Annotated in this window: 29 protein-coding genes; 7 read left to right on the top strand and 22 right to left on the bottom strand. The window is 42.4% G+C overall.

The annotated features are described in order from the left end of the window. Window positions 1-99 precede the first annotated feature (99 nt). The 4 genes from AC3CIA_RS07975 to AC3CIA_RS07960 all read right to left on the bottom strand — a co-directional run bounded on the left by AC3CIA_RS07975 (window position 100) and on the right by AC3CIA_RS07960 (window position 2,471). A complete protein-coding gene (locus tag AC3CIA_RS07975; RefSeq protein ID WP_488518857.1) occupies window positions 100-534 on the bottom strand; it encodes a GNAT family N-acetyltransferase in 435 nt (144 codons plus the stop codon). A 151-nt stretch (window positions 535-685) separates the two neighbouring features. Beyond that, window positions 686-1,264 carry a hypothetical protein gene (locus AC3CIA_RS07970; protein WP_488518856.1) on the bottom strand — a complete coding sequence of 193 codons (579 nt, stop codon included), beginning with the start codon at window positions 1,262-1,264 and terminating at the stop codon, window positions 686-688. Between the two features lie 236 nt (window positions 1,265-1,500). Next, on the bottom strand, window positions 1,501-1,914 hold the full coding sequence (locus AC3CIA_RS07965; protein ID WP_488518855.1) for a GNAT family N-acetyltransferase: 414 nt from the start codon (window positions 1,912-1,914) through the stop codon (window positions 1,501-1,503). Between the two features lie 143 nt (window positions 1,915-2,057). After that, on the bottom strand, window positions 2,058-2,471 hold the full coding sequence (locus AC3CIA_RS07960; RefSeq protein ID WP_488518854.1) for a hypothetical protein: 414 nt from the start codon (window positions 2,469-2,471) through the stop codon (window positions 2,058-2,060). A 182-nt stretch (window positions 2,472-2,653) separates the two neighbouring features. On the opposite strand from AC3CIA_RS07960, the gene AC3CIA_RS07955 reads away from it, so the two are divergent. After that, entirely contained in the window at window positions 2,654-3,679 is a 1,026-nt protein-coding gene (locus AC3CIA_RS07955; RefSeq protein WP_488518853.1) for an IS110 family RNA-guided transposase, read from the top strand. A gap of 379 nt (window positions 3,680-4,058) precedes the next feature. On the opposite strand, the gene AC3CIA_RS07950 is transcribed toward AC3CIA_RS07955, so the two are convergent. The 8 genes from AC3CIA_RS07950 to artP all read right to left on the bottom strand — a co-directional run bounded on the left by AC3CIA_RS07950 (window position 4,059) and on the right by artP (window position 10,596). Further along, entirely contained in the window at window positions 4,059-4,532 is a 474-nt protein-coding gene (locus tag AC3CIA_RS07950) for a GrpB family protein (RefSeq protein ID WP_488518852.1), read from the bottom strand. 151 nt (window positions 4,533-4,683) lie between these two features. Further along, window positions 4,684-5,298: a hypothetical protein gene (locus tag AC3CIA_RS07945; protein ID WP_488518851.1), complete on the bottom strand. Its 615-nt coding sequence runs from the start codon at window positions 5,296-5,298 to the stop codon at window positions 4,684-4,686. A 163-nt stretch (window positions 5,299-5,461) separates the two neighbouring features. After that, the gene (locus AC3CIA_RS07940; protein ID WP_488518850.1) at window positions 5,462-6,124 is read right to left on the bottom strand and encodes a hypothetical protein; all 663 of its coding nucleotides are present in this window, start codon (window positions 6,122-6,124) and stop codon (window positions 5,462-5,464) included. Between the two features lie 112 nt (window positions 6,125-6,236). After that, window positions 6,237-7,325 (bottom strand): PIN domain-containing protein, encoded by a 1,089-nt coding sequence (locus AC3CIA_RS07935; RefSeq protein ID WP_488518849.1) that lies wholly within the window; start codon window positions 7,323-7,325, stop codon window positions 6,237-6,239. A 316-nt stretch (window positions 7,326-7,641) separates the two neighbouring features. Beyond that, window positions 7,642-8,310: an arginine ABC transporter permease ArtM gene (artM, locus tag AC3CIA_RS07930; protein WP_017074936.1), complete on the bottom strand. Its 669-nt coding sequence runs from the start codon at window positions 8,308-8,310 to the stop codon at window positions 7,642-7,644. Beyond that, a complete protein-coding gene (artQ, locus tag AC3CIA_RS07925) occupies window positions 8,307-8,993 on the bottom strand; it encodes an arginine ABC transporter permease ArtQ (RefSeq protein WP_065205245.1) in 687 nt (228 codons plus the stop codon). Before artQ ends, artM begins: the two co-directional genes overlap by 4 nt. 3 nt (window positions 8,994-8,996) lie before the next feature. Next, window positions 8,997-9,728, bottom strand: coding sequence for a lysine/arginine/ornithine ABC transporter substrate-binding protein (locus tag AC3CIA_RS07920; protein WP_065205246.1), 732 nt, complete (start codon window positions 9,726-9,728; stop codon window positions 8,997-8,999). A 139-nt stretch (window positions 9,729-9,867) separates the two neighbouring features. Continuing rightward, window positions 9,868-10,596 (bottom strand): arginine ABC transporter ATP-binding protein ArtP, encoded by a 729-nt coding sequence (artP, locus tag AC3CIA_RS07915; protein WP_004733840.1) that lies wholly within the window; start codon window positions 10,594-10,596, stop codon window positions 9,868-9,870. Window positions 10,597-11,179: 583 nt separating this feature from the next. Here artP and AC3CIA_RS07910 point away from each other — a divergent pair. Together AC3CIA_RS07910 and AC3CIA_RS07905 are read left to right on the top strand one after the other, a co-directional pair. After that, a complete protein-coding gene (locus tag AC3CIA_RS07910) occupies window positions 11,180-13,003 on the top strand; it encodes an ABC transporter ATP-binding protein/permease (protein ID WP_171316313.1) in 1,824 nt (607 codons plus the stop codon). Window positions 13,004-13,223: 220 nt separating this feature from the next. Beyond that, window positions 13,224-13,688, top strand: a complete 465-nt coding sequence (locus AC3CIA_RS07905; protein ID WP_016786146.1) for an acyl-CoA thioesterase — start codon at window positions 13,224-13,226, stop codon at window positions 13,686-13,688. A 176-nt stretch (window positions 13,689-13,864) separates the two neighbouring features. On the opposite strand, the gene AC3CIA_RS07900 is transcribed toward AC3CIA_RS07905, so the two are convergent. Then, entirely contained in the window at window positions 13,865-16,120 is a 2,256-nt protein-coding gene (locus tag AC3CIA_RS07900; RefSeq protein WP_054546343.1) for a peptidase U32 family protein, read from the bottom strand. 173 nt (window positions 16,121-16,293) lie between these two features. On the opposite strand from AC3CIA_RS07900, the gene AC3CIA_RS07895 reads away from it, so the two are divergent. Then, window positions 16,294-16,884 carry a glutathione S-transferase gene (locus AC3CIA_RS07895; RefSeq protein ID WP_253659267.1) on the top strand — a complete coding sequence of 197 codons (591 nt, stop codon included), beginning with the start codon at window positions 16,294-16,296 and terminating at the stop codon, window positions 16,882-16,884. 223 nt (window positions 16,885-17,107) lie between these two features. On the opposite strand, the gene AC3CIA_RS07890 is transcribed toward AC3CIA_RS07895, so the two are convergent. From AC3CIA_RS07890 to AC3CIA_RS07880, 3 genes are all read right to left on the bottom strand, one after another. Beyond that, the gene (locus AC3CIA_RS07890) at window positions 17,108-17,557 is read right to left on the bottom strand and encodes a GyrI-like domain-containing protein (RefSeq protein ID WP_171316309.1); all 450 of its coding nucleotides are present in this window, start codon (window positions 17,555-17,557) and stop codon (window positions 17,108-17,110) included. Window positions 17,558-17,624: 67 nt separating this feature from the next. Then, complete coding sequence (locus AC3CIA_RS07885; RefSeq protein WP_004733848.1) at window positions 17,625-17,858, bottom strand: hypothetical protein; 234 nt, start codon at window positions 17,856-17,858, stop codon at window positions 17,625-17,627. A gap of 8 nt (window positions 17,859-17,866) precedes the next feature. Next, complete coding sequence (locus AC3CIA_RS07880) at window positions 17,867-18,118, bottom strand: Rho-binding antiterminator (protein WP_004733849.1); 252 nt, start codon at window positions 18,116-18,118, stop codon at window positions 17,867-17,869. Between the two features lie 250 nt (window positions 18,119-18,368). On the opposite strand from AC3CIA_RS07880, the gene AC3CIA_RS07875 reads away from it, so the two are divergent. Beyond that, entirely contained in the window at window positions 18,369-18,734 is a 366-nt protein-coding gene (locus tag AC3CIA_RS07875; RefSeq protein ID WP_054546347.1) for a c-type cytochrome, read from the top strand. A gap of 118 nt (window positions 18,735-18,852) precedes the next feature. Next, the gene (locus AC3CIA_RS07870; RefSeq protein WP_054546348.1) at window positions 18,853-20,031 is read left to right on the top strand and encodes a BamA/TamA family outer membrane protein; all 1,179 of its coding nucleotides are present in this window, start codon (window positions 18,853-18,855) and stop codon (window positions 20,029-20,031) included. A 48-nt stretch (window positions 20,032-20,079) separates the two neighbouring features. On the opposite strand, the gene catB is transcribed toward AC3CIA_RS07870, so the two are convergent. The 4 genes from catB to AC3CIA_RS07850 form a co-directional block, all read right to left on the bottom strand. Continuing rightward, the gene (catB, locus tag AC3CIA_RS07865; protein WP_054546349.1) at window positions 20,080-20,712 is read right to left on the bottom strand and encodes a type B chloramphenicol O-acetyltransferase; all 633 of its coding nucleotides are present in this window, start codon (window positions 20,710-20,712) and stop codon (window positions 20,080-20,082) included. A 93-nt stretch (window positions 20,713-20,805) separates the two neighbouring features. Next, window positions 20,806-21,537 carry a glucose 1-dehydrogenase gene (locus AC3CIA_RS07860; protein WP_054546350.1) on the bottom strand — a complete coding sequence of 244 codons (732 nt, stop codon included), beginning with the start codon at window positions 21,535-21,537 and terminating at the stop codon, window positions 20,806-20,808. A gap of 124 nt (window positions 21,538-21,661) precedes the next feature. Beyond that, window positions 21,662-22,045, bottom strand: a complete 384-nt coding sequence (locus AC3CIA_RS07855) for a nuclear transport factor 2 family protein (RefSeq protein ID WP_054546351.1) — start codon at window positions 22,043-22,045, stop codon at window positions 21,662-21,664. A 70-nt stretch (window positions 22,046-22,115) separates the two neighbouring features. Next, complete coding sequence (locus AC3CIA_RS07850) at window positions 22,116-22,832, bottom strand: HAD family hydrolase (protein WP_054546352.1); 717 nt, start codon at window positions 22,830-22,832, stop codon at window positions 22,116-22,118. Between the two features lie 253 nt (window positions 22,833-23,085). On the opposite strand from AC3CIA_RS07850, the gene AC3CIA_RS07845 reads away from it, so the two are divergent. After that, a complete protein-coding gene (locus AC3CIA_RS07845) occupies window positions 23,086-23,418 on the top strand; it encodes a PBPRA1643 family SWIM/SEC-C metal-binding motif protein (protein WP_004733856.1) in 333 nt (110 codons plus the stop codon). Window positions 23,419-23,514: 96 nt separating this feature from the next. Here the strand turns inward: AC3CIA_RS07845 and AC3CIA_RS07840 are convergent, their stop codons facing one another. Next, window positions 23,515-23,739 carry a hypothetical protein gene (locus AC3CIA_RS07840; protein WP_032555842.1) on the bottom strand — a complete coding sequence of 75 codons (225 nt, stop codon included), beginning with the start codon at window positions 23,737-23,739 and terminating at the stop codon, window positions 23,515-23,517. A 132-nt stretch (window positions 23,740-23,871) separates the two neighbouring features. Continuing rightward, window positions 23,872-24,387: a P-loop NTPase family protein gene (locus AC3CIA_RS07835; RefSeq protein WP_054546353.1), complete on the bottom strand. Its 516-nt coding sequence runs from the start codon at window positions 24,385-24,387 to the stop codon at window positions 23,872-23,874. Between the last annotated feature and the right edge of the window lie 15 nt (window positions 24,388-24,402).

Genomic DNA, 24,402 nt, shown 5'->3' with positions numbered 1-24,402 from the left:
GCTACCAATACACTCAAATTTACCACTGAAACCACTGAAACCACTGAAACCAAGCCGAGTTGAAAATGCCAAGCGTTGGCAGTCTGCTTGAATTGCTTGTTATGCAACAGGGTCGTGGTACACATTCGGCTGCCAAATTTGCATTAATATTTCTGGATTCTCAACAGATCGAAAGCCATATTGCGAGTACAAGCCATGTGCATCTCTAGTTGCCAGCATTAAACGCCTTAAACCTTGAACTTCAGGATGTTCAATAATGGTTTTAACCAACCACTTGCTTAACCCTTTACCTCTATAGCAATCAATGACAAAAACATCTGCTAAATAGGCAAATGTAGCTTTATCTGTGATTAGTCTTGCGAAACCAACTTGATTGCCATTTTCCTCAAACACACCAAAACACCATGAATTTGAGATCGCTTTCTCTAAAGTAGCTCTAGGAATTCTAGAGGCCCAATAACTTTGAGATATAAACTGATAGATAACATCAATGTCCAAATCACTGTGATTTGTACTAATTCTGAATCCTTTCAATGAACTTTCCTCCCTGAGGCATAACGCCGCATTAAGGTGTGAGCAACGCTACCACGAAACTTAACCAGACCACCGTAAACACAAAACCCAACGATGGAATGAAGAATGCCATGCGTTGGGAATCACTCTTAAATGCTTTGTTGTGTGGTGTTTACCAATGTACTGCTAGATCACTAATAGACAGCGGCTCTAGTAACATAGATTTCATTAGTTTTAAGATACTTTGGCAAGCTAACGCAAGCTCATCTAAACCAATATCCTGCGTTTTATTGATCGTTAAATGTGCCACACCGTTGTTTGTTTTAAGCGTAACATTCTGAATTGCCGTAATTTCTTCTGTGGTCAGTGAGTTGAAGATGTAACTATCACTTTCAGGACTACCCGATGGCTTATCTAGCCCAAAGCTTTCAATAGTAAGATCATCTGAACGAGCCCCGTACTCTCGTAGAATCACGCCATCATCGGTATCTTTTACCGTATAACCTAAAAACTGAACCATGACACGTAACATTGTAATGCCTGTATCCAGAATAGGGTCTGTCAAATCACGGTGGTCAGATTTAACATCAATGTTTAGGTCTCCCAATTTGAAGACTGCACTGTCAAAACTTTCCCCAGAATCATACATTTTTTGACTAACTACACCGCACAAAGAAATTTCTTTTAAGCGCGGTTTGATACGTTCATTTACGGTAGTAGTTTTATCTTCATCAGTTGTTAGCGGGTGCATTAGAACCTCTAGACGATTAAATATACAGCCTATCACTATGATTTAATTTGATTTGTGATGCTGTTACTGATTCAGGGGTTTATAAGTTTAGTTGCGTACTTTCACACCACATAACGCCCAATTAAGTTGCAGACCAACGCAAACCTGAACCCAAAGCAACGCACCGATTACGCCCAAACCTATTGGAGCTGAAAATGCCGCGCGTTGGCTGTCAGCTTAAATTGTTTGTTAGTCGCCTATTTCAACGACTTCGTAAAGAAGTAACGAGAATGTGAAATAGGATAATTATCAAGTGTCATCTGACACTCATAACCTAATTTTTCATAAAACGGCTTTGCTTGAAAACTAAATGTATCCACCATTGATGAATGACAGCATTGTGACTCTGCATAACTCTCAAGCTTCGCCATCAATTCACTTCCTGTTCCTTGACCGCGAATAGTCTTATCAACCCACAGGAAATTTATTAAAAGCCAATGTCCAAAAATTTCGGCAGTAATACCTGCAATTTTTCTCTCGTCATCAATCGCATAATAAGCCACTTTTCTACGGTCAATACCAGTTAAAAATGGAGAATTGTGCTCAACAAGACCATTGCGTATTTCATTGATATTTTCTTCTGACGGTTCTAAATCTAGCTCAAATTCCATTGTAATCCTCATGGCGACTAACGCCCTGTTAAGGTGTGAGCAACGCAATACCGAAGCTACCGCATACCACCTTAAACACAAAACGCAACGCACAGCAAAAATGCCAAGCGTTGCGAATCATTCTTAAACAGATTGTAAATGCCTTATTCTACAGGAAGACATTGATTTCCATCATACACACCAACAATATTTCCGTCGCCATCAAGAATCAGAGTGATTTTAGCTTCTGGCTTTATTAGCGGCTCGATTTCAAGTCTGACCTTATCCGGAAGAGTTTTTAAATTAAGCACTTCACTGTCTGTGTCGTTTTTAAAAACCTGCCCTTGTAGCTTCAGAAAATCTATACCGTAGTTCCGAAGCCGACCTTTCAAGTAATCTTCCAATTCTAAAATCTGCTGATACTCAAATGGAGTCATTTTTACTTCATTCACTCGCTTTAAAAGTTCTTGAGCATAAATAATTATGTTGGATACCGATTGCTTTTGATTACTGCAATTATCATCTTCACAAGCAACTAGTTCACTATCAGGTTTTGCGATCCCTTTTACTTCATCCATAGCTAATCTCCTTTTATAGAAGCCTAACTTAACTATAGTTAGTGAGAATTAGAGACGTATGCAAACAAACACTTAATTGATTTGGATCATGTAATCATCTTTAGGCATTTAACGAATGACATGGATTCCCCCTACCGAGGATCTGCCACACTTATGTGGTACTTAAATGCATCGGAGGCACCATGTCTGATTATTCTTATTTCTGCGGTATCGACCTAGCTAAAAACCACTTTAGCCTTCATGCCGTAGACCAAAATGGTAAGGTCATACTTCATAAGTCAGTAACTCGCTCTAAGCTACTGACTACAATAGCAAATATGCCACTCATGCGTATAGGCGTTGAAGCGTGTGGTGGTGCACATTATTGGGCAAGAACACTCAATAAACTCGGTCACGACACCCGCATTATGGCTGTTAAATACATGGTTCCTTATCGAACTAAAGGGAAGAACGACCTTAATGATGCTGTTGCCATATGCGAAGCTGTTCAGCGTCCATCTACTCGCTTTGTACCCGTAAAATCCCCCGAGCAACAAGCCATCTTATCGGTACATAGAATGAGAGAGCATTGGGTTCGTGAACGCACCGCGCTTATGAATCGCATGCGTGCCCTACTCTCTGAATTCGGATTAATCATTCCTGTTGGTCGCTCTTCATTGATGAGACAGGTTCCCTTAATGCTCGAAGATGCAGAAAATGAGCTGCCACACCTCGCAAGAACAGTGATTGCCGATGCTTATCACCACCTTGGAGAATTGAATCAACGTATCGCCGATACTGAGCAAGTCTTCGATTCTTTTGCTAAGGTCAGCTCTAATGTTCAACGAGTGATGAAGGTTCGAGGTATCGGACCGCAAACTGCAACAGCGATACTTGCTTCGATAGGTAATGGCTCTCAATTTGATAAAAGTCGCGATTTCTCTGCTTGGTTAGGCTTAGTACCAAAGCAATATTCGACAGGAGGAAAACCTCGTTTAGGCCGGATAACCAAACACGGCGACAAATACTTACGAACACTATTAGTTCACGGCGCAAGGACCGTGATTACCAACCTTGGCGACAAACAAGATAAGTTAAGTCAATGGTGTCGCGGCGTTCTAGAACGGAGAGGAATGAACCGAACAATAGTGGCACTTGCCGCGAAGAACGCACGAATTATATGGTCGCTTTTACACAATCAAACAGAATATGAAAACTATGCTGCTTAAGTAAAAACTTAAGCAGCATAAAGAGTTAAACCCACCGGGTCATTGCAGACGCTAATGATGTAGATAGGTTAAGACCACTTGCGGAGAGCCTGTTAATGCGGCGGACACACTAGATGTCATCTAACGAATAAGGCACCGCAGTCACGCAAAGTCATCAGGGCCACGACGTATGCGAATCGTCGATAAGCAGGCCGAATGTAGAGCGGCAGTCCAAAACCCATCAACATAAGTTTAGCGGATGTTTGACAACCGGGGGAATCCATGTAGCCGCGTTAAGTGGTGAGGCACGCAATACCAATGCTTCCGGATACCATCTTAACCACTAAAACCAACGCATAGTAAAAATGCCACGCGTGCCGAATCACTCTTGAACAATTTGTTATGCCTGTCCTAAAACGCGCTCAATAAAAGCTGACTTTTTTCGACGATACTCTTCGTGAACTCTACCTGTACAAGATATTTTGAGTTCATTGTATTGTTGAACCAACTCAGGGCTTTCACGCAGTTTGTCCCTAAACCTCACAAAGAAGTCAAATTCTGAGCCATTCGCTACGACTTGAAAAGCGACATCTTCACCTGAGCTATTTTCTAGCATGCAAAGCTCTGGAGTTCTTAGCGTATTAGATTTTTCGTTGAAACCTAAAGTAGAAAGTAACTTCACTGCTTTTTCTAGCTCGTTACCGTTAACACCAACAAGTATATCTAGGTCTCCCTTAGATACAGCATTAGGGATAGAAGAAGCTCCAATATGCTCAATTGTTGCGCTTGGAAGTAAAGCGGCTATCTGAAGTTCGTACTTACGATAGAGATTTTCACAAGATCCCTGATACTCATCTGCTTTGTAAAACTGCATATTTTCTCCCAAAAGGCATAACGCCCAATTAAGGTGTGAGCAACGCTACCACGAAACGTAACCAGACCACCTTAAACACAAAACCCAACGATGGAATGAAAAATGCCATGCGTTGGGAATCACTCTTAAATTGTTTGTTAGGTTTGTACTGTTAACCCAAAATATTCTTGATAACCCAGCAAAAGTTTTGCACAAACACTATCGAAATCAGTGAAAAACCGAAAGCATAACAAAGGCAACATAAGATATATGAGATTTTACGTACCCTATCAGCCGTCCAATGCAAATGCCAAAATACACTTTGCATATACTCCTTACCTTCAAACACACGACCTTCAGCTTCATGCATTGACTCTTCTAGATCAAACTTGAACCGGTCATAATCATGACCGATGTCTTGAGAAAATGGTCTTAAGTGCCATTCTTGCTTACCTTCGCTTTCAAATTCTGAAAAAGAAGAATACTGCTGAATTAGCTTCGGACAACGTAAATTGTAAATCACTGTAGCAGCAGCAAAGAACAAAGCGGAAAAATAGAAAGACTGCCACGAGAATGGCAATTTCAAGTGTAACTCGAACGTGTAATCAAAAACTGTTACCACCGCTAAATCATTGGTTCCAGAAAGTATCTTAGCTGCAACAGGAACGATAAAGATCCAAATGTACATTGATGATATAAGCTTAACATTATGGATTTTGTTTAGGCTAGACCAGTTTATATCTTTATTTCTGTACCAATTATTTAAGTTATCCCACCATTCTGACAATTTTATTTTCCTCATATATTGTAATTTTTCACCAAAAACCTAACGCCCTGTTAAGGTGTGAGCAACGCAATACAAAAGCCGCAGCAAACCACCTTAATCACTAAAACCAACGCATAGTGAAAATGCCACGCGTTGCGAATCACTCTTAAACTGTTTGTTATACCTAAATTCCACGAATTTCCGTACGCATCTGAGTCATTAGCAGCTTAGACTGCACCTGAATATCTGATGATATATCATTCAGTTTCGCCAAATATTCTTCTTGGATTGAAGTTTGCTGATTTAGGACTATTTCCGTCAATTTACCCATGAATTCATGTGCTGTATTCATTGATAATTCAGTCAAATCTTCCAACTGTTGAAAAGTTCCAAGCATCTCGTCGGTTGCAATCAGCTTTAACCTATTAGACTCTGACTTTAATTTGAAAAAGTCTTCTCCTCCTTCGCGCATGATAAGTGAAATTTGTTGGCTAAACCACACTAACACTTCACGAGTTTTCTCTTGGTTGTTTTCAGCTGAAGCTGTCATAAAATCATTAAGGTATTGATCGAAAATAGGTTGCATGCGCCCCATTATTTCACTTTGATTTTTCTTTCCAAATTGATCCAAACTAGCAACATAGTTGGCATACTCAGTGGCTTTCAAGTCAAAGACTTTTAAGCGCCTTTCGGCATCAAACCTTAAGTCTTGCTCTAGCCTTTTGAGTTGCCTTTCATGCCATGATTTAAATAGAAATGCGAACACGATCCAACCCGCATTGATCAACCCAAAAAGCCAAACATAGTATTGTGGGTCTTTTTGAATAATTTCGTAAATACTGCTCATTTGCTTCCTTAGGTATAACGCCGCGTTAAGCGGACTAAAATGGTTGGTTATAATGTGTAGCGAAGCGAAACCTAACCAACTGTTTTAGTTCCGTTTAAACGCCTTGTTAACCCTACTTTCTGAGCCAAAGCTGAGAAACTTCGTAATCAGTAAGGATATTTTTTCGATCGTTGTAAATAAAACTGACATCAAAATATGGCCTAACATATGTAGTAAGAGTTGCTACACCAGAAGATACATCAATATCTATAAACAACTTATGTAGAGCAGATTGGTTTGCAATATAATCAACCTCTGGAATATCTATTTCGAGTGTTACTCTTCTTAAGTTAAAGCTATAACTTACATAAATATCGTTACCTTCCATTTTTGTTGTTTGGAGTATTTCTGGATCTTCTAATCCTTCCCATACATCCACCCTAATCTCTAATATTTCTTTCACTTTAGAATCAAAAATCGAATCTTCAAGATATTCACTTAGATCAGAGTTGGTCATATTTTCTAAGTATCTTTCTCCCTCGCTTTCTACATATTCTTCCAAGATCCATTCCATATTAACTCTATCAATAGCATGATCATGCTGATCAATTGTACTATTCACAAAATCGAATAATGATGTGTATGGTGTTATCTTCGCTACTATGCCGTTCACTTCAAAGTCATTAATTAAATCTTTATGAAAAGTAACTTCTTTCTTGTTAACCTTAAAAAAATCCGATGAGTTCTCAGTAATAAATACAATTTCTTCATCTGTAATTTTTTGTTCTGAAACATAATTTAAGAATGAAAGCCAAATCAAGGTATCTCTATACCCTTTTTCACCTTCGGCAAATGGTTTTTTATTTATTAGAGCTCTGTTTACGACTTCTTTGTGCGCGATATTTTCATAGTCAAAAACATGAATGGATTCGACTTTTTCATCTAGTAAAGGCAATAATTTATATTCTTTAAGCCCAAGAGTATCACTTTCATATTCGACTTTAGATAAGTTAAGTTTTTTAAGTTTATTAATGTTCTTTTTGATTTCAGCCAAAGAACTACGGACATCCCTATTTCTAATGTTTTCGACTTCTTGTATAACCAATTCGGAAATAATTAATTCGTGTTCTTCATTGTTTAAAAAATGAAACAAATATTTGAAATTTGCATTTGTCATAAACCAGTTATTATAAAAAACATTTGTGTCTAAGAAAATCTTCATCGAACTTCCATTATTGTAGGGTTAACAGTTCTTAGACAGAAAAATTCTGCATTTAAATACAGAATTATTCTATCTAGTTTCATATGATCGAAACTCTACCACAATTAATCACAGTATTTCAGTGACTTAAAACATAGATAGGCTCATTGAATGACAAAATGCAGAATATTTCCATATAGTATGAATTTCGCAAAAAAACCGAACTACTGGATATAAAAAAGCACCTGTACGCATACCCCAAACACAAAAAAGCCTGCCATCTATGCGAACATAAATGGCAGGCTTTATACGTTAGTTAAGCTTGTGAGTAGCTAGATTACGCGGCTTCGAATGCGAGGGCCTTCTTCTCTACCTGACGGAAGATTAGCGTTAACACACCATTCACGGCTAGGTAAAATGCACCAGCAATACCGAACACGGTGAGTGTGTCGTAGGTTTGGCCGTTAATACGCTGAGCGTAGCCCATCAAATCCATGATGGTGATGGTGCTTGCCAGTGATGTGCCTTTGAAGACTAGAATCACTTCGTTCGAGTAAGCTGGAACGGCGCGACGTAGTGCGTATGGCAGCAACACTTTAAGCGTTGCGATTTTGTCCATGCCTAATGCGCGACATGCTTCCCACTGCCCTGCAGGTATCGCGTTGAATGCGCCTCTGAACAGTAGTGTGCTGTATGCCGCGGTGTTCAACGCAAGTGCTAACATTGCGCAGAACCAAGGTTGGCTAAGCCATGTCCATAGGAAGCTTTCACGAATCCAATCGAACTGACCCGGGCCGTAATACACCAAGAAGATTTGCACCAATAATGGTGTGCCGGTGAACAGCGTAATAAGGCCACGAGTGAACCAATGTATTACTGGTAATCTAAGGATCAGCGTTACTGTCATTAACAACGATAAGATACAACCAACCAGCAATGAAGCGCCTGTGAGTTGAAGGCTAGTCGCTAAGCCTTCAAGCATTTGAGAGAGGTATTGTTGATTCATGCCATTGCCCCTTTGTTACCCAAACCTTGAATAGAGAACTTACTATCAATCACTTTTACCAATCTTTGTGTGATTAAAGTGATGACCAAGTAGATTGCTGCTGCTGTCGCGTACCAAGTGAATGCTTCGTGCGTTGCAGCTGATGTTAGTTGTGCTTGTTTCAGCAAATCCGTTACGCCAATTAGCGATACTAATGCGGTGTCTTTCAGTAACACTAACCATTGGTTGGTTAAACCTGGTAGCGCGTGTCTTACCGCTTGAGGTAAAACTATACGAAAGAATGAACGTGATTGAGAGATACCAAGCGCGCTTGCTGCTTCTCTCTGCCCTTTGCTAACTGCTTTCAAAGCACCACGGATGGTTTGTGAAGCGTAAGAAGCAAAGATAAGTGACAGTGCAACAACACCAGATAAGAACGGGCTCACTTCTATGAAGTCGCCAGTGATCATGAACAGAACTTGTGTCGAACCAAAGTAGATAAACAGCACGACCAGAATTTCTGGTAGACCACGAACAATCGTCACAAATGCAGTCGTTGGCCATTTGATTGCAATACGACGAGACATCTCACCACTTGCAAACAAAACTGCTAGAACCAATCCAACCAATAGACTTACGAATGCAAGCTGAACTGTCATCCAGCTTGCTTCGACGAGCCCTAAAGAGTAACCCGTTAATTCCATAAATTACTTACCGAAGTACTTGTTGAAGATCTTGTCGTATTCGCCGTTCGCTTTCACTGCTGCAAGTGCAACGTTAAGCTGGTCTACAAGTTCTTGATTGCTCTTGTTTACTGCGATACCAAAGCCGTTACCGAAGTACTCTTGGTTTGTTACTTGGTCGCCAACGTACGTTAGGTTGTCTTCTTTCTTGAACCATTCTGCTACAACGGCTGTGTCACCGAACACAGAATCGATACGACCGTTTTTCATGTCGATGAATGCATCTTGGTAGCTTGAGTAAGGCACCGCTGTTACGCCAGTCATTTGCTCAAGTAGGAAGCTCTGGTGAGTAGAACCGTTTTGAACACCAACACGCTTACCTTTTAGTGCTGCTTGGTCTGCTACTTTGCCTTCGAAAGAGATGAATGCTGCAGAGTTGTCGTAATATGCGTTAGAGAAGTTCACTTGTTGAAGACGCGCTTCAGTGATGTCCATTGCCGAGATAGCCGCATCGTAACGTTTGAATTTAAGTGCAGGGATCAAGCTATCGAACGCTTGGTTATGGAAAGTACATGTCGCTTTAAGCTCTTCACAAAGTGCGTTTGCTAAGTCTACGTCAAAACCTTGAATTTGGTTGTTCTCATCCATGTATTCGAATGGTGCGTAAGTTGCTTCCATTGCGAATTTGATTTCTTCTTGCGCCGCTGCATTGAAAGAAGCAAGGCCGATAAGTGAAGCTAGTAGAATCTTTTTCATGTTGTTACTCCGAATACTGTTTGATAGCGGCCTGTGGCCATTCTTATAATTTGATTGTTTTGATCGATGTTGTGTTTAGCTAAATCTAGAGAGTTACGTGAATCTTATGCGTTAACTCAGATTTAATGAGTCAACTAACCTAGTGAGTCAAATACTCGGCAAACTCAGGTGTCTGCGGATTAACGAATGAATCGCTGGTGCCGTGTTCGACGATGTACCCTTTCTCTAGATACAGAACGTGGCTAGCAATCTTCTTCGCGAAATCGACTTCGTGCGTCACGACTACTTGGGTAATGCCCGTTCCGCTCAATTCTTTAATAATGCTCACGACTTGGTTGGTGATCTCTGGATCAAGCGCCGCTGTTGGTTCATCAAACAACAACACATCCGGTTTCATCATCAGCGCGCGTGCAATCGCAACACGCTGTTGTTGACCGCCAGACAGTTGAAGTGGCCAAGCGTCGGCTTTGTCTGCAAGTTGAAGTGTCTTTAGTACTTCTTGAGCTTGCTTAATCGCCTCTTGCTTATCCAAACCCGCAACTTTCGTTGGTGCTTCAATCAAGTTTTCCATCACCGTCATGTGTGGCCATAAGTTGTATTGTTGGAACACCATGCCGACTTTACGACGAAGTTTAAGCCCTTGCTTCTCTTGGATCTGGCCAGCAAAATCGAATTGCTCGTTAGCAATGTCTAATTCGCCGTTGTCCGCAATTTCTAGCAGGTTCAAAACACGCAGTAGTGAACTCTTGCCCGCGCCGCTTGGGCCAAGCAATACCAAGGTTTCGCCACTCTCACAGTCGAAACTGATGTCATGAAGAACTTGGGTATCACCGTATGATTTGTTGATGCTCTTTACTTGAATACTCATGCCACAATACTGCATTAATTGTCATTTGTTGGTTATTCTATTCAATCCGAGGTTTTATGCAAGAAAAATGTATAAAAAACTACTTTGTTGAATTTTTGTAACAAATATTGCACAAAAAACAGTCGCTATAACTGGTCTTACAACCAAAAATTGCAAGTCATTGATAAAGTTAATATCGAGACAAAAAGCAATCGTTTTTCTATCAATTTACAAATCATCACTCGATTGCTAACTTATGAGCGCACTCTCCTATTAACGCCAATTTACTTGCATAAAAATTAGGGTTAAACCCCTCGTTTTCCTATCGAACTGACTGGATCAGAATGCTTAGTTTTCCTTTAAGGTTGTTTCGAATTATTCACTTCGTGGGGAGGAAATATTGGAAATTGAGTTTCCTAGGGAGCGTCACAGCGCAATAAATGCTTTAATGGGTTCTATTCTCAACAACAATTACTTCCCAGCGAAAAAAGCGCAGTACAGGCAATAAGTCATAAACCATAAGCAATTAGCCATAAGCAATAAGCAACAAGCAACAAGCAACAAGCCATCTATTTTTAAAGCGACAACACATTAAGGCAGTCATATGCAAAACGATGTCTCTTCTACGCTCGACTCAACTCAGCGCTCGACTCAAAAAGCGCCAGAACCCAAACCTGAGAAAAAAAGCCTCAGTATTTTGTTTGAGCTGAGTAAATTCATCCAGCCTTATAAAGGTCGTGTTATTGCAGCGTTGATCGCGTTGATCTTCACGGCGAGCTTAACCCTTTCGGTCGGACACGGTATTCGTCTTCTTATCGACCAAGGTTTTAGCCAACAATCACTCTCAGATTTAGGCAGCGCAATTCAGTTCATCATGGTCGTGGTCGTATTGATCTCGATTGGTACTTTCTTCCGCTTCTATTTGGTTTCTTCTGTTGGGGAACGTGTAAGTGCGGACATTCGCTTGTCAGTTTTCAATCATGTCGTGACGCTGCACCCGAGTTACTTTGAAACTAATGGCAGTGGTGACATCATGTCGCGCATCACAACGGATACCACTCTGCTTCAAAGCATCATAGGTTCGTCGTTCTCTATGGCGATGCGCAGCGCGTTGATGTGTATTGGTGCAATCATCATGCTGTTTGCGACCAATATTAAGCTGACGTTGATTGTATTGGCGTCGGTGCCGTTTATCTTGATTCCGATCCTTGTCTATGGGCGCCGTGTAAGAGCCTTATCTCGCCAAAGCCAAGATTCGATGTCTGATGTCGGGTCTTACGCAGGTGAAGCGATTGAGCATATTAAAACGGTGCAAAGCTACAGCCGAGAAGCGCAAGAGAAAGCTTCATTCGCGGTAGAAGTGGAAAAGGCTTATGAGATTGGACGCCAGCGCGTTAAACAGCGCGCGATTCTTATCTCTGGTGTAATTGTTATCGTGTTCAGCGCGATTGCAGGCATGCTTTGGGTTGGCGGCAGTGATGTTATTAACGGCACTATGTCGGCGGGTGATCTGGCTGCATTTGTCTTCTATGCGATCATGGTTGCTTCATCACTAGGTACGATTTCTGAAGTGATGGGTGAATTGCAACGTGCGGCAGGTGCGACAGAACGATTAATTGAAATTCTACAAGTTGAAAGCCACATTGTTGCGCCTGTTGAAAACCCAACACCACTGGATAACGTGACACCAGAAGTCGCTTTTGATGATGTGACCTTCTGTTACCCATCAAGACCCGACCAGCCCGCAACAAGCAACCTCACGCTCACAGCCCATGAAGGCAAAGTATTGGCATTGGTTGGCCCGTCTGGCGCGGGTAAAACTACTTTGTTTGAACTGTTGCAACGTTTCTACGACCCGCAAGTGGGTAAAGTAACGTTAGGCGGTGTTGAACTGAATCAGTTTGATCCGAACGAGCTAAGAAAGCAGATGGCACTCGTGCCGCAGCAACCTGCTCTGTTCAGTAACGATGTGTTCCACAACATTCGCTACGGAAACCCGAAAGCAACGGACGAACAAGTTATCGAGGCCGCTAAAAAAGCGCACGCGCACGAGTTCATTCAGAACTTACCTGAAGGCTATCACAGCTTTCTTGGTGAACGTGGCGTGAGATTGTCTGGCGGACAAAGACAACGCATTGCCATCGCTCGTGCCATCCTAAAAGATCCGAATATTCTATTGTTAGATGAAGCAACCAGTGCGCTAGACAGCGAAAGTGAACATCATGTTCAACAAGCTTTAGAAGAATTAATGCGTGGCAGAACAACCATCATTATCGCGCACCGTTTATCAACAATTAAACACGCCGACCAGATTGCAGTGCTCGATAAAGGACAGCTAGTAGACATCGGCGACCACCAGTCGCTCATCAATAGCTGCGAATTGTACCAACGCCTAGTTGAACTGCAATTCAAACACCTGAGTAGCTAAGTTATAGAGCAAAAGCGTTCAAGTCATTAAGTAATGAAAGACTAAGTCACTGACATTGTGTGGTTTCAAGCTTCAAAAACTTAAATCACACGTGTTGCAGTTTTGTTAATTTAGCGGTAGGGTTTTTATTCCAATAACAACTTATCTCGATGAAGGATAAGCCGATAACATTAATTACCCAGATAACATTAACTACACAGATAACAATAAGAGAGTTCGCATGGAAGCACTATTATCTGACTACCCGGTAGTAACAGAAATCCCTGTCGCTTGGGGAGAAATGGACGCACTCAATCACGTTAACAACGCCGTATATTTTCGCTATTTCGAAACCGCTCGCTTAGATTTTTTCAAGCACGTTGAGCTGATGGAAGAGATGGCGATTACCAAAGTTGGCCCTGTTCTTGGTGACACTTACTGTAAGTATTTCCGCCCAGTCACGTATCCAGATACGTTGATGATTGGCTCTCGTGTCACTGATATTCAAGATGACCGATTCACCATGGAATACGCGATTGTCAGTAAAACTCAGCAAAAACTGACGACCATAGGCACCGCGACTATCGTGATGTTTGATTTTGCTTCGAATCAAAAAGCCCTGCTCTCGCTGCGCTTAACCAATGAAATCGAAAAGATGAACACGTTGAAAAGCCCATGCTTCAAACAAGAAGCCGTGACGGAATAGCGTATTCGCTGATTCAAAACGACTCAGACATTAAAAAGGCCACTCGATTGAGTGGCCTTATGTTTATTGGTTCTGAGTGCTTATAAGCGGTTAAGACTTATAGACCTTGAACGCTCTCTACCTTGAACGCTCTCTACCTTGAACGCTCTCACCTTAGAAGCTATAAACCTTGAACCCTATAAGCCTTGGACGTATTGAGCATTAGTTCGAACTTCAACCATCTGCTCTAGGTTCTGTTGTGAGCCATCAACGCCGTCAATCAAACCTTGGAAGTGCTTAATCAGCTCTACTTTGTCTTGTACTTCTTTCGAGCCCGCGCCGATGTTGGTTAGGTCGATGAAGAACTCGTCGAACAGACCCGAGAAATCCGTTACAGCGTCATGGTTTAAGAACTGCTCGTGGTTGTAAATGCTTGGGTAGCCACCCTTCTGTTTATCAACCGCGAAAGAGATGCCTTTCACGTTGGTAATCGTGGTCGCTTTCTCACACTTCAACATACAACCGGCTTCAATGCTTGGCTTGTTACAACCCACAGTTCTTTGGAAGAAACACTGGCGGCTGGTCATCATCAAGATTGGGTGGTAGATGCTGTAGAACAGTTTGAAGTTCTCTGGGCGGCGAATATGACGAATCTGACCTTTGTTGATCTCGTTCGAAATGAAAGCACCAGCACAGTTCAGCTCTTCTTTCAGCGTAACCAGTGCGTGAGAGTTGGTCGTGTTCATGAACGGGCCTGCAACCCACTCAATTCCCATCTCGTAAGCTTTGTAAGCAATACCCGTATTGTTGGTCACGATGCGAGCTGGCTTGATCTCTTCAAGAATACGAACCGCTTCGTCGTAATCTTTACCGATCAATACTGCTGGGAACCAAGGAATCAAACGTGGGTTTGCTGCCAAGATGTCGATGTACTTGTTACAACGCTTCTTGAAGCTTTCAGGCAGTTTGAAGTAAACATCCGCGTCGGTTACGTCACACAGGTGCAAGTCTTCCACATCAGCGATAAGCATCGACATGGTTGGCTTCTCGTTAACCTTTGGTTGCTGAGGCAGTGCTGGCACTTCAACGTGCTTAATCACTTTCACAGAACCGTTTAAGATGAAATCGATTTCGTCTTTTAAGACCGACACTTCTTTCAAAGGAAGAATCAGACCTTCATCTAAGTTGTCGTAGTTACAGTTTTCTAGCGTATGAACCGCACTCTTCACTGATTTGAAACGCTTCTCAAGTAACGCCTGAGTAATCGCAGTCTCTTTAGCTGTTGCCAATAACGATTGAGATTGAACCGTAAAGTTTTCTTTTGGTGTGTTCACTGTCACCGTAAATGGTTGACCCACCTTAGCGCTAAACGACAATGACACGGGTGTTTTACGAATATCAAGGAACTCGATCTTGTCGCGCATTTCACTGCCTAGGGCATTTTTCGCTTCATAAAGATCGCTGGTCACTTCTTGAATTTGTACCACTGAGATTTCATTGTTCTCTTTCGTCGCTTTATCAACGGCGTAGTTCATGCTGTTGTCACGAGGATTATCAATGAACATGTCTTTCGTTAGGTTACCCTTTAGGAAAGAGTTGGTGAAATCACGGTTGAATACTTTGTGCAGGTTCGAATCGTCTTCGATCAACAAACCACTTTCTACAAAGCTATCAATTTGTTTGCGCCACGTATCAACCACTGTGTATACGTAGTGTGCGCCTTTGATACGGCCTTCAACTTTCAATGAGTCGACTTTCGCGTCAACCAATTCAGGTAGGTCGTAGTACGCTGAATTATCTTTCAGGTTCAGTGGGAACTTGTTTCCTGCATCAGTGATTTCGTATTCATCACGACATGCTTGGCTACAACGGCCACGGTTACCTGAGTTACCCACACTTACTGAGCTTGAGTAACATTGGCCAGAGAATGCGATACACAAAGCGCCATGTACAAACACTTCGGTTAGAACATCGTGGTCGTGTGCCACTTCCGTCAGCATTTTGATTTCTGGCAGGTTCAATTCACGAGACAAGTTAACGCGTGTTGCGCCAATTTTAGACAAGAACTTAATCTGGCCTTCGTTGTGTGTCGTTAACTGAGTCGATGCGTGAACATCTAACGATGGGAAATGCTTTTTCACCAAATCGAACAAACCAAGATCTTGGACGATGATGCCATCAAGCTTAGTGTTCACAAGCTGGTTCAACAGTTTAGTGATGCTCTTAATTTCATGCTCCAGCAGCACAACGTTAAGAGTCAGAAACACTTCACAACCGTATTCATGAGCAAGGCGAATCACACCATTCAACTCATCTAACGATAGGTTAGAGGCTCTGTTACGAGCGTTGAAGGTGTCTAAACCGCAATAAACCGCATTAGCACCCGCTACGATAGCTGCTTTAATCGCCTCTACATCGCCACCTGGGGCTAATAACTCAATCTTTCTGCTCATTTTTGAAGTCGCTCACTTACTTATAATTTTTAAGCCGCGTATTCTACCTACATCACGATCTCTTTACCACCTAACAACACTTTTCAAACTAAATGACCTCAATAATGCCAAACGAATCCGATTTACCTATCCTTTATTCTTTACGTCGCTGCCCTTACGCCATGCGCGGACGAATGGGCATCGCACTATCACAGCAAAAAGTGTTACTTCGAGAAATCGTTACCAAAGACAAGCCTAGCGAACTATTGGCCAGTTCGCCAAAAGGTACCGTTCCGGTATTGGTGTTGCCAGATGGACAAATCATTGAGCAGAGCTTGGATGTGATGAACTGGGCACTTCAGCAAAACGATCCTCAAGATCTTCTTCGTTCAAGTAATCCAACACTTAGCCAACAAGTCCACCAGCTCATCAAAATCAACGATGAAGATTTTATTGGCCACTTAGAAAAGTACAGAGCGTCTGTTCGTTATCGAAACATCGATGTTGAACTACGTCGACAAGCCTGCGAAGCGTTCATTAGTCAGCTAGAAACGCTACTCACCGAACAGCCCTACTTTTTCGGAGAAACCCCAAGCTTAGCCGACTTTGCCGTGATGCCTTTTGTCAGCCAGTTTGTACGAGTCGAAAAGAAGTGGTTTGTACAATCTGAGTACCAAAACGTAGGACGTTGGTTAAGAGCGCACTTGGAAAGTAAGCTCTACACCCAAGTCATGAAGCAATACCCTTTGTGGAATGAAACCAAGCAAGATTGTATTTTTGGGTGACTTAAGGGTATTTGGGGTGCTCTAGGGGAATTAAGGATTAGATAAAGCGTAAGTATTATGGTAGTTACGTGACACTGTACCTTCTTGTAATGAACAGATATTCAAAGGCTTAACTGGTTTTTCGCAGTCTCTTTACCGATAACTACTGTCTCTTAACTGGATACTGCAGTCCTTTAACCGGATGTTAGAGTCTAAGTTAAGCCTTTTGTTTATTTTAAACTGATCACTGAATCGCTATCGAAATCTCGACTTCGGTTTCGCCTTTGTAGAATTCAAAATCTGTCGTGTAAGTTCGAACATGTGGGCAATCCACTGCGTTGAAATACGCCCACACTTCACCCCATAGGTCGATCACTGCTTGAGGGAGTTCACCTTCAGCAGAAAACGTTAAGTATTTGCCTGCTTGTATTTCGGTTTCGACAAGCGCATCTAAATTGTTATCGGTGAGTGCGCTAGTACAAGCGATGACATCAAATTCACCCGTAAAGTCAGACTCGTAGTTTGTGTAGACACCATACACCTTTGAATCTGGTGTCAGTTTAGGAAACGCTTGGTCAAAAAAGCCCTGCCACAATTGCCCTATCTTGGCTTTGGCTGGGTCAATCTCATCGGTATTAGTGGTTCTTACTGAAAAACCATACGCCTTTACGGCTTCAATCGTTTCTACTCTCATTCGTTTTATTCCTAAGCCAATTGACGATCTAACTGTATTGAATCCAATGTTTTGTAAAATAACGCGACTAATCTTGTATCTCTTTATGGCCACACTTTTCACAGACAAGGTGACGAGAAAACTCATCCATTGACGCGATAAACGGGCCAAGGAACCAACCTTTTATCATGCCTGCCCAAAACTCGCTTCGCTTTTGGTTAGGTTTGTCTGCAAACGCACTCGTCTTTCTGACCAACACAACAACGTGTTGTGTGTCTTCTCGGCACGCGGTGCAATAGCATTGTTCTATGGTGTTATTCATTTGAAAGCCTATGACGTTTTGAATGAAATCTGCTGAAAATGAGGATTGTCGACACAGACTTCTAGTGTGGAAAGATCAGTGAGTACGACAAGTTGTTCTACACCTTGAATACTGACCTTAATGCACTCTTCACGGCTATCATTGCGTTGAGTATCTAATCCGACACATTCAATCTGCTCGCCAGACTTCAGCGTTAATTTGATTGGGTATCGGTGCATACACACAATCTCAATATAATCGTAATCGTTGCAACTAATCATAATACCCCTCCAATTCATCCACCACGCTAATGCGACACGCCATACTATGCAATATGCATATAATCAATCATTTACCTACATCACATTGATGTTCGTCCGCAACTAAACTTGCTTCTAAATTTACTTTTAAAGCTAATTCTAATTCTAATTCTAATTCTAAACTTAGCTTAATCCCGCTTTACCTATTCACGTTTCTTCTACTCACGCCTGCTTATTCTTTCGTTGTTAAATAATAATTGAGAACAATACAATGAAAACCATGAACCACTTACACGTGTTAGCTTTCTTAGGTTTAGTCGCTGCAATGATGACGTTTAATGCGAGTGCCGCCTCAGAAATCGATGCGAGCCACTTTGCCAATGGTAAAGCCAAATACACGCAGCTTTGTCAGGTGTGTCATGGCGACAAAGGACACGGTGATGGCCCCACTGCTGCTTCATTGCCACACAAGCCCGCTAATATCGCTAATAAACTAGGCGGCTTTTTTACCAGTCCAAGTTCTGTGGCGGATGACATTTTAGAAGGTAACGTAGAACAAGGTATGCCAGTGTGGAAAGGTACAATTACCAAGCAAGATGCTCTGGATATTCTGACGTACGTAGAAGCTATCCAATAGTAAACGCTGTTCCATTCGCCTTTTGAACCGATATATCGGTTAATACTCCTCGTTCTATTGCGCTATCTATTTGATTGATTACACTCAATTTAATGGATAGTGAATAATACGGAATGTTATGACCTTCAAACCTTTAGCACTAAGTAGCCTGATATTTGTTTCTACGGCGACACACGCCGTCAGCTTTATCGATGAAATTGATGGCCAACTCGACATGGGAGAATACCTCGCAGAAAATGCCTACGGCTTTCTTCCTGTTCCAATTCTAATTACAGAGCCTGCGGTAGGATACGGTGGCGGCTTCACTGGTATCTTCATGCACGAATCTGAAGAGCAAAAAAAAACGCGTAAAGAACTCGCCGAAAAATCCATCGATGGTGGCGCGCAGCTTCTCACCCCTGCAATCACTGCGATTGGCGGCTTTGCGACAGAGAATGGCACTTGGATGGCGTTTGTTGGTCACAAGCGCAGTTGGAATGAGGACTCAATACGCTACCTTGGTGGATTAGGTTATGGCGATATCAACATGACCTTTTATAGACAAAGCTCTCTGAACGCCTTGTCTCCACTCGATCCAAACGAAGGTGTTGAGCTAGGACTCAAAGGCATGGGCGGGATACAGAAACTCCAATTTAGAGTACCCGACTCCCAATGGTTACTGGGGTTTTCTCAACAGTTCTTCGCACCAACACTCTCACTTAATAATCATCCTAAAGCGCAAGAAATCTTAAACAACATTGGCAACACGTCACCGACCTCTTCCGGTTTGGGTCTAATCGCTGAATACGACAGCAAGAACAGCTTCTTGAATCCGACGCAAGGATACAACTATGTCGCGAAATACCTTTGGTTTGGTGATGCGATTGGCAGTGACTACACCTACCAAACGTTTAATGTGGAAGGGCTGAACTATTGGGAGTTAAACAAGGAGTGGAACCTAGCATTGCGAGGACAGTACAAATCATTGTCGACCAATGAACGAGTGCTTTCTCCTCAATATTACCCAGACGTTGAACTGAGAGGTATCGCCCGTAATCGTTATCAAGGTGAACACACTGTCGCGGCAGAAGTTCAAGTAAGCAAACAATGGACACCACGTTGGTCAACCGCGGTATTTACGGGAATTGGCTATGCAGGTGACAGCGATAAAGACATGTTTGATCAAAGCTCTCACGCGGCTTACGGCGTTGGTTTCCGTTACCTTATCGCAAGACGCTATGGTTTAATTTCGGGGATTGACCTCGCGTTCAGTGAAGAAGATACCGCGCTCTATTTTCAAGTTGGCGCAGGTATCTAGCTCACGTGCGTTTATTTAGGCGCACTTGTAATTTCAGCGAGCCTGAATTTAAGATTGCGCGAACGCTTTCCAATATTGGTACAAACCGTCGATATCTGAAGAACACATCAATGGCATCGCGCCTTTGATTTGTTCTTCGCTCCACTCCCACCATTTCATTTCTAACAACTGAGCAATTTCAGTTTCATTGAAACGATAACGGATGTGACGCGCAGGGTTTGAACCAACAATCGAGTATGGTGCAACGTCTTTAGTGACCACAGCGCGGCTCGCAATGATTGCCCCGTCACCGACCTTAACACCACTCATGATCATGGCTTCTGTGCCAATCCACACATCGTTACCAATCAAGGTATCACCAGAGCGTTCGAAGCCGTCTATCGCATCTTCAAATTTCTCGTCGTCTTGATAGAAGAACGGGAAGGTACTCACCCACTGGTTTTGATGGCCTTGGTTACCCGCCATCATAAACACCGCGCCAGAACCAATCGAACAGTAACTGCCGATGATCAGCTTGTCGATGTCGGTTCTATCCGCTAATAGGTAACGTGCGCAGTCATCAAAACTGTGGTTATGGTAGTAACCCGAGTAATAACTGTGCTCGCCCACAATGATGTTTGGGTTGGTCACTTGTTCTTTGAGTGACTTTCCGACAAACGGACTTTCAAAATAGTTTTTCATATTTGTACTCTTAGTTTCGTTCTTTTAGTTAGGTACTTTTGTTGCGTGTTTATGGTTTTTACTGGTTTATCTTAGTGTAAAAGCTAACGAGCCCTATCGCCCGCCCGCAATATCAATGAATGATCCAGTTACATAAGAAGCTTCGTCTGACAGTAACCACACGATAGAGTTAGCCACCTCTTCTGGCGTGCCACCTCGTTGTAATGGTAACTGCGAAGCTAGTCTGTCTACGCGATCTGGCTCTCCACCGTCTGCGTGCATTTCGGTGTAGATACAACCCGGCCTTACGCCATTCACTCGGATATTACGCGCAGCCAATTCAAGCGATAAGCCTTTGGTTAGTGAATCCATCGCACCTTTCGATGCTGCATAATCGACATATTCAAACGGCGCTCCTGTGCGAGAAGCAGCAGATGAGACATTCACAATAGAACCTGCACCGTCCGCTTGTTTGATAAAGGCTTTACTGCACAGGAAACAGCTTGATACATTCGATTTCATCACCTTCTCAAAGCGATCCAATTCGATATCAACCAATGGTGACTGGGTAAACAAGATCCCGGCATTATTGACCAAGTGAGTCACTGGGCCCAGCTTGTTACGTGCAATCTCAAATAAGGATTTCACGTCCGATTCAACAGACACATCCGCACGCACGCTTATCGCGGTTCCGCCTTGTTCGCGAATCTCGTTCACTAGATCTTCAGCTCGCGACTCATTGTGTATAAAGTTAACGCATACAGCATAGCCTTTACTGGCCAACAATTTAGACGTCGCTGCGCCAATACCTCGGCTTCCGCCCGTTACAATCACTACCTTGCTCAATGAAACCTCCTAATACCACTTGTTTGTTATAACCTGATTTTTCGATGAAACCTGATCGTTCGATATAACCTGATTATTCGATACGACCTGGGTTTTCGTTACAAACTGATCGTATCGATACAAACTAATTTTTCGATATAACCTGAACCCACTGCGATCGCCACGCCGGCGCTTCGAACGGGTCTGGCCAAAACTCAGTTTGCTTTTGAATTAAACCATCAACAACCGTGTGAAAGGTAATCACTCGGTCTTTCAATACACTGTCAGTAACCGAAACGTCCGTCACTACGGAATCTCCTTCACAGACAATCGAATTGAGGGTGAACTCCCAAACACCATTGGCTGGGTATTCAGAGTTGATTGCCGTAAAGTTATCGCGGCCTACCGTCAATTCAGACGACTGAGGCCAATAGCCTTCAAAATCTGCGGCTAACCATTCGCTTGCCTTGGCAAAATCATTACTGCGCATTGCATCCCAAAAACCTAATACCACTTGTTTTGGTGTCATTATTCTTCCTTAAAGTCATTCAGGTGTGGTGATTTTTAAACGTACTGCTTCGTTATGCGTACTTAGCTTTCTATGCGTACTTACCGATGATCGTTAAAAGATCATCGACATTGTTAGCAATATAATCGGGCTTGGTTTGCCAATTTTCAGGCTCAGATCGGCTATAACCGGCAGCCACCGCAATCACTTTTGCGTTTTTACCCAGCGCGTCTTCAATATTGCGAGCAAACTGTGTGTCCGCTTCATGGTCACCGATGTACATCAAACAAAGCTCGTTAGCCTGATCGACGCCAAATATGTTCTCAACACATTTCACTCCACCAAATGGATGTGGTTTTTGGTGGCCGTTCGAGACATCGTCATAGCCCACTACCGATTTAAACAAATCGCCAATGCCATAACTGTCGAGTACACCACGAATATTCAATTGAGAGTTTTGAGAACAGATCCCATGAGGAAGATGAGCAAACTGACTTACCACAGTGTTCATCCCGTCAAACAAGGCGACAGCAGTTTGGTTTTTCTCTTGATGCTCTGCCCACATTCCACCGGCGATCAACATTTCGTCATGTGATAGGCCGTAATAATCGACATATAAAGCTTGCCAGTTTTTAGCACCGTGGTTGGCTTCGTGATAAAGCGTTTCGCTCAGCAGATATTTAGGTAAGTTCTCACCTGATAAGCGTGGCGCGACCACAGAGATAATATCTTTAGTAATTGCGATATTCTTTGGAACTGAATTCACTAAGGTTCCATCGTAATCCCACAGGATGGCATCTAACTTCATGGGGTATCTCGTTGTTTAAATTGACGATTTCAATTTATCACTTGAAGCCCTATTAAGGGAAATCTTATTGTCTTGAGTTTCAAAATTAGTCTAATTAGAACAAAGCAATAAAACAAATAATTGCTAGCAAACAAAAACCAACAATCTTTACTCACATCACTGCTTTATCAATTGGAATATATGCGTATAATCCCCCGCTCTATAACGCTACCTAGCATAGGAATAGCGTCATCCCAAATTTTGTGAGTACCCAATGTCGAAACTATTTTTCAAAGGCCGTATCGAAACAAGACAGAACCACGTTCTTGCTGGCTACAATGTAAACCGCGATGTTAAAGTGGGTACTGAAGAGTCACCAGTTGCGGTAATGGTTCAAACTGAAGCTCGTAAAGCAGAAGTTGAAGCAATCGCGGCTGAGCATTCTATCTTTGTTACTGTATCTGTTGATGCAACTAAAGAAGAAAACACGCTTGAGTTCGACACGTTGCTAAACAAGCCAAAAACAATGACGTTCGAAAAGACACCTAACCGTAACGACCCATGTTCTTGCGGTAGCGGTAAGAAATACAAGAAGTGTTGTGCATAAGGCTTCTCACTCAAACTGCCAATAGCACGATGAGTTAAGTAATACCTAACGGGAAGATCATTGAGGTCTTCCCGTTTTTATTTGTCCAAGCCAAACTCAGTCTAGATTGTCTGGTGTTCGCAAATTGGTTCCACACTTTATACATTTATAATCACCGGTTCCGCCGCTTGAAGCTAATGACGATAAAATCATTCCCAGCAACCCTGGCTTCTTTACATCTTGTGGCGCTTTTTCGGCTTGGTTACTGAACATAGTGTACTTATGCAGTGTAAGTTCCTTACAGTTACAGCAGAACGCTCTCGTCTTCTCACTTCCATACATAATATCTATAGCCTTAACTTAAAGCACAAATTCAACACATGGCAAATATGCCACATGTTGAATTAAATCTAAATATTTTCATGAAGTTATGAGCAAATTAAAGCGTTTCAAAGAAAGGTAAGCTCTCACCTGTTAAGTGACGTGTTGGCGGACAAAGTTATTCAATTCACTCACGCTTCTGATGATGTGAACCTCTTTCTCTTTTGCGCGTAATTCTAACCGTAGTCTAAAGTCGTCATTCCAAAACTTAGGGCACAGTTTTAGTGTCTTGTAACTTTGTATCGTGCCTTTTATCACTGAGCTTCCATCAGGCCAACCTTCAGGTTTAACGAACAACCCTTTGAGCATTCGCTTGGTAACAAACCAGTAGTTAATTGGATAAGGAAGGTCGATATAAACCAAAGTATCTGCGGCTTCTAAACGTGTGTTGAATGAGCTTAGAGGGCCAAAACCATCGATGATCCAGCTTTCTGACTTAAGTATGCTCTCATGAGCCAGCTCGAATACTTCACGTTCAACAAACTCTCCGTTGGCCTTATAAACAATAGAGTCCAACTGGTGAAGCTCTATCTCTGTAGCTAGAGCTAAAGCTTTGCTGATTGTGGACTTTCCGCTCCCAGGCTTGCCAAAAACCGCGACCTTTTTCATATGACTTCCTCTATT

The sequence above is a fragment of the Vibrio sp. QJM3NY_27 genome, assembly GCF_057785955.1.
This window is presented reverse-complemented; position numbering and strand designations above follow the sequence as displayed.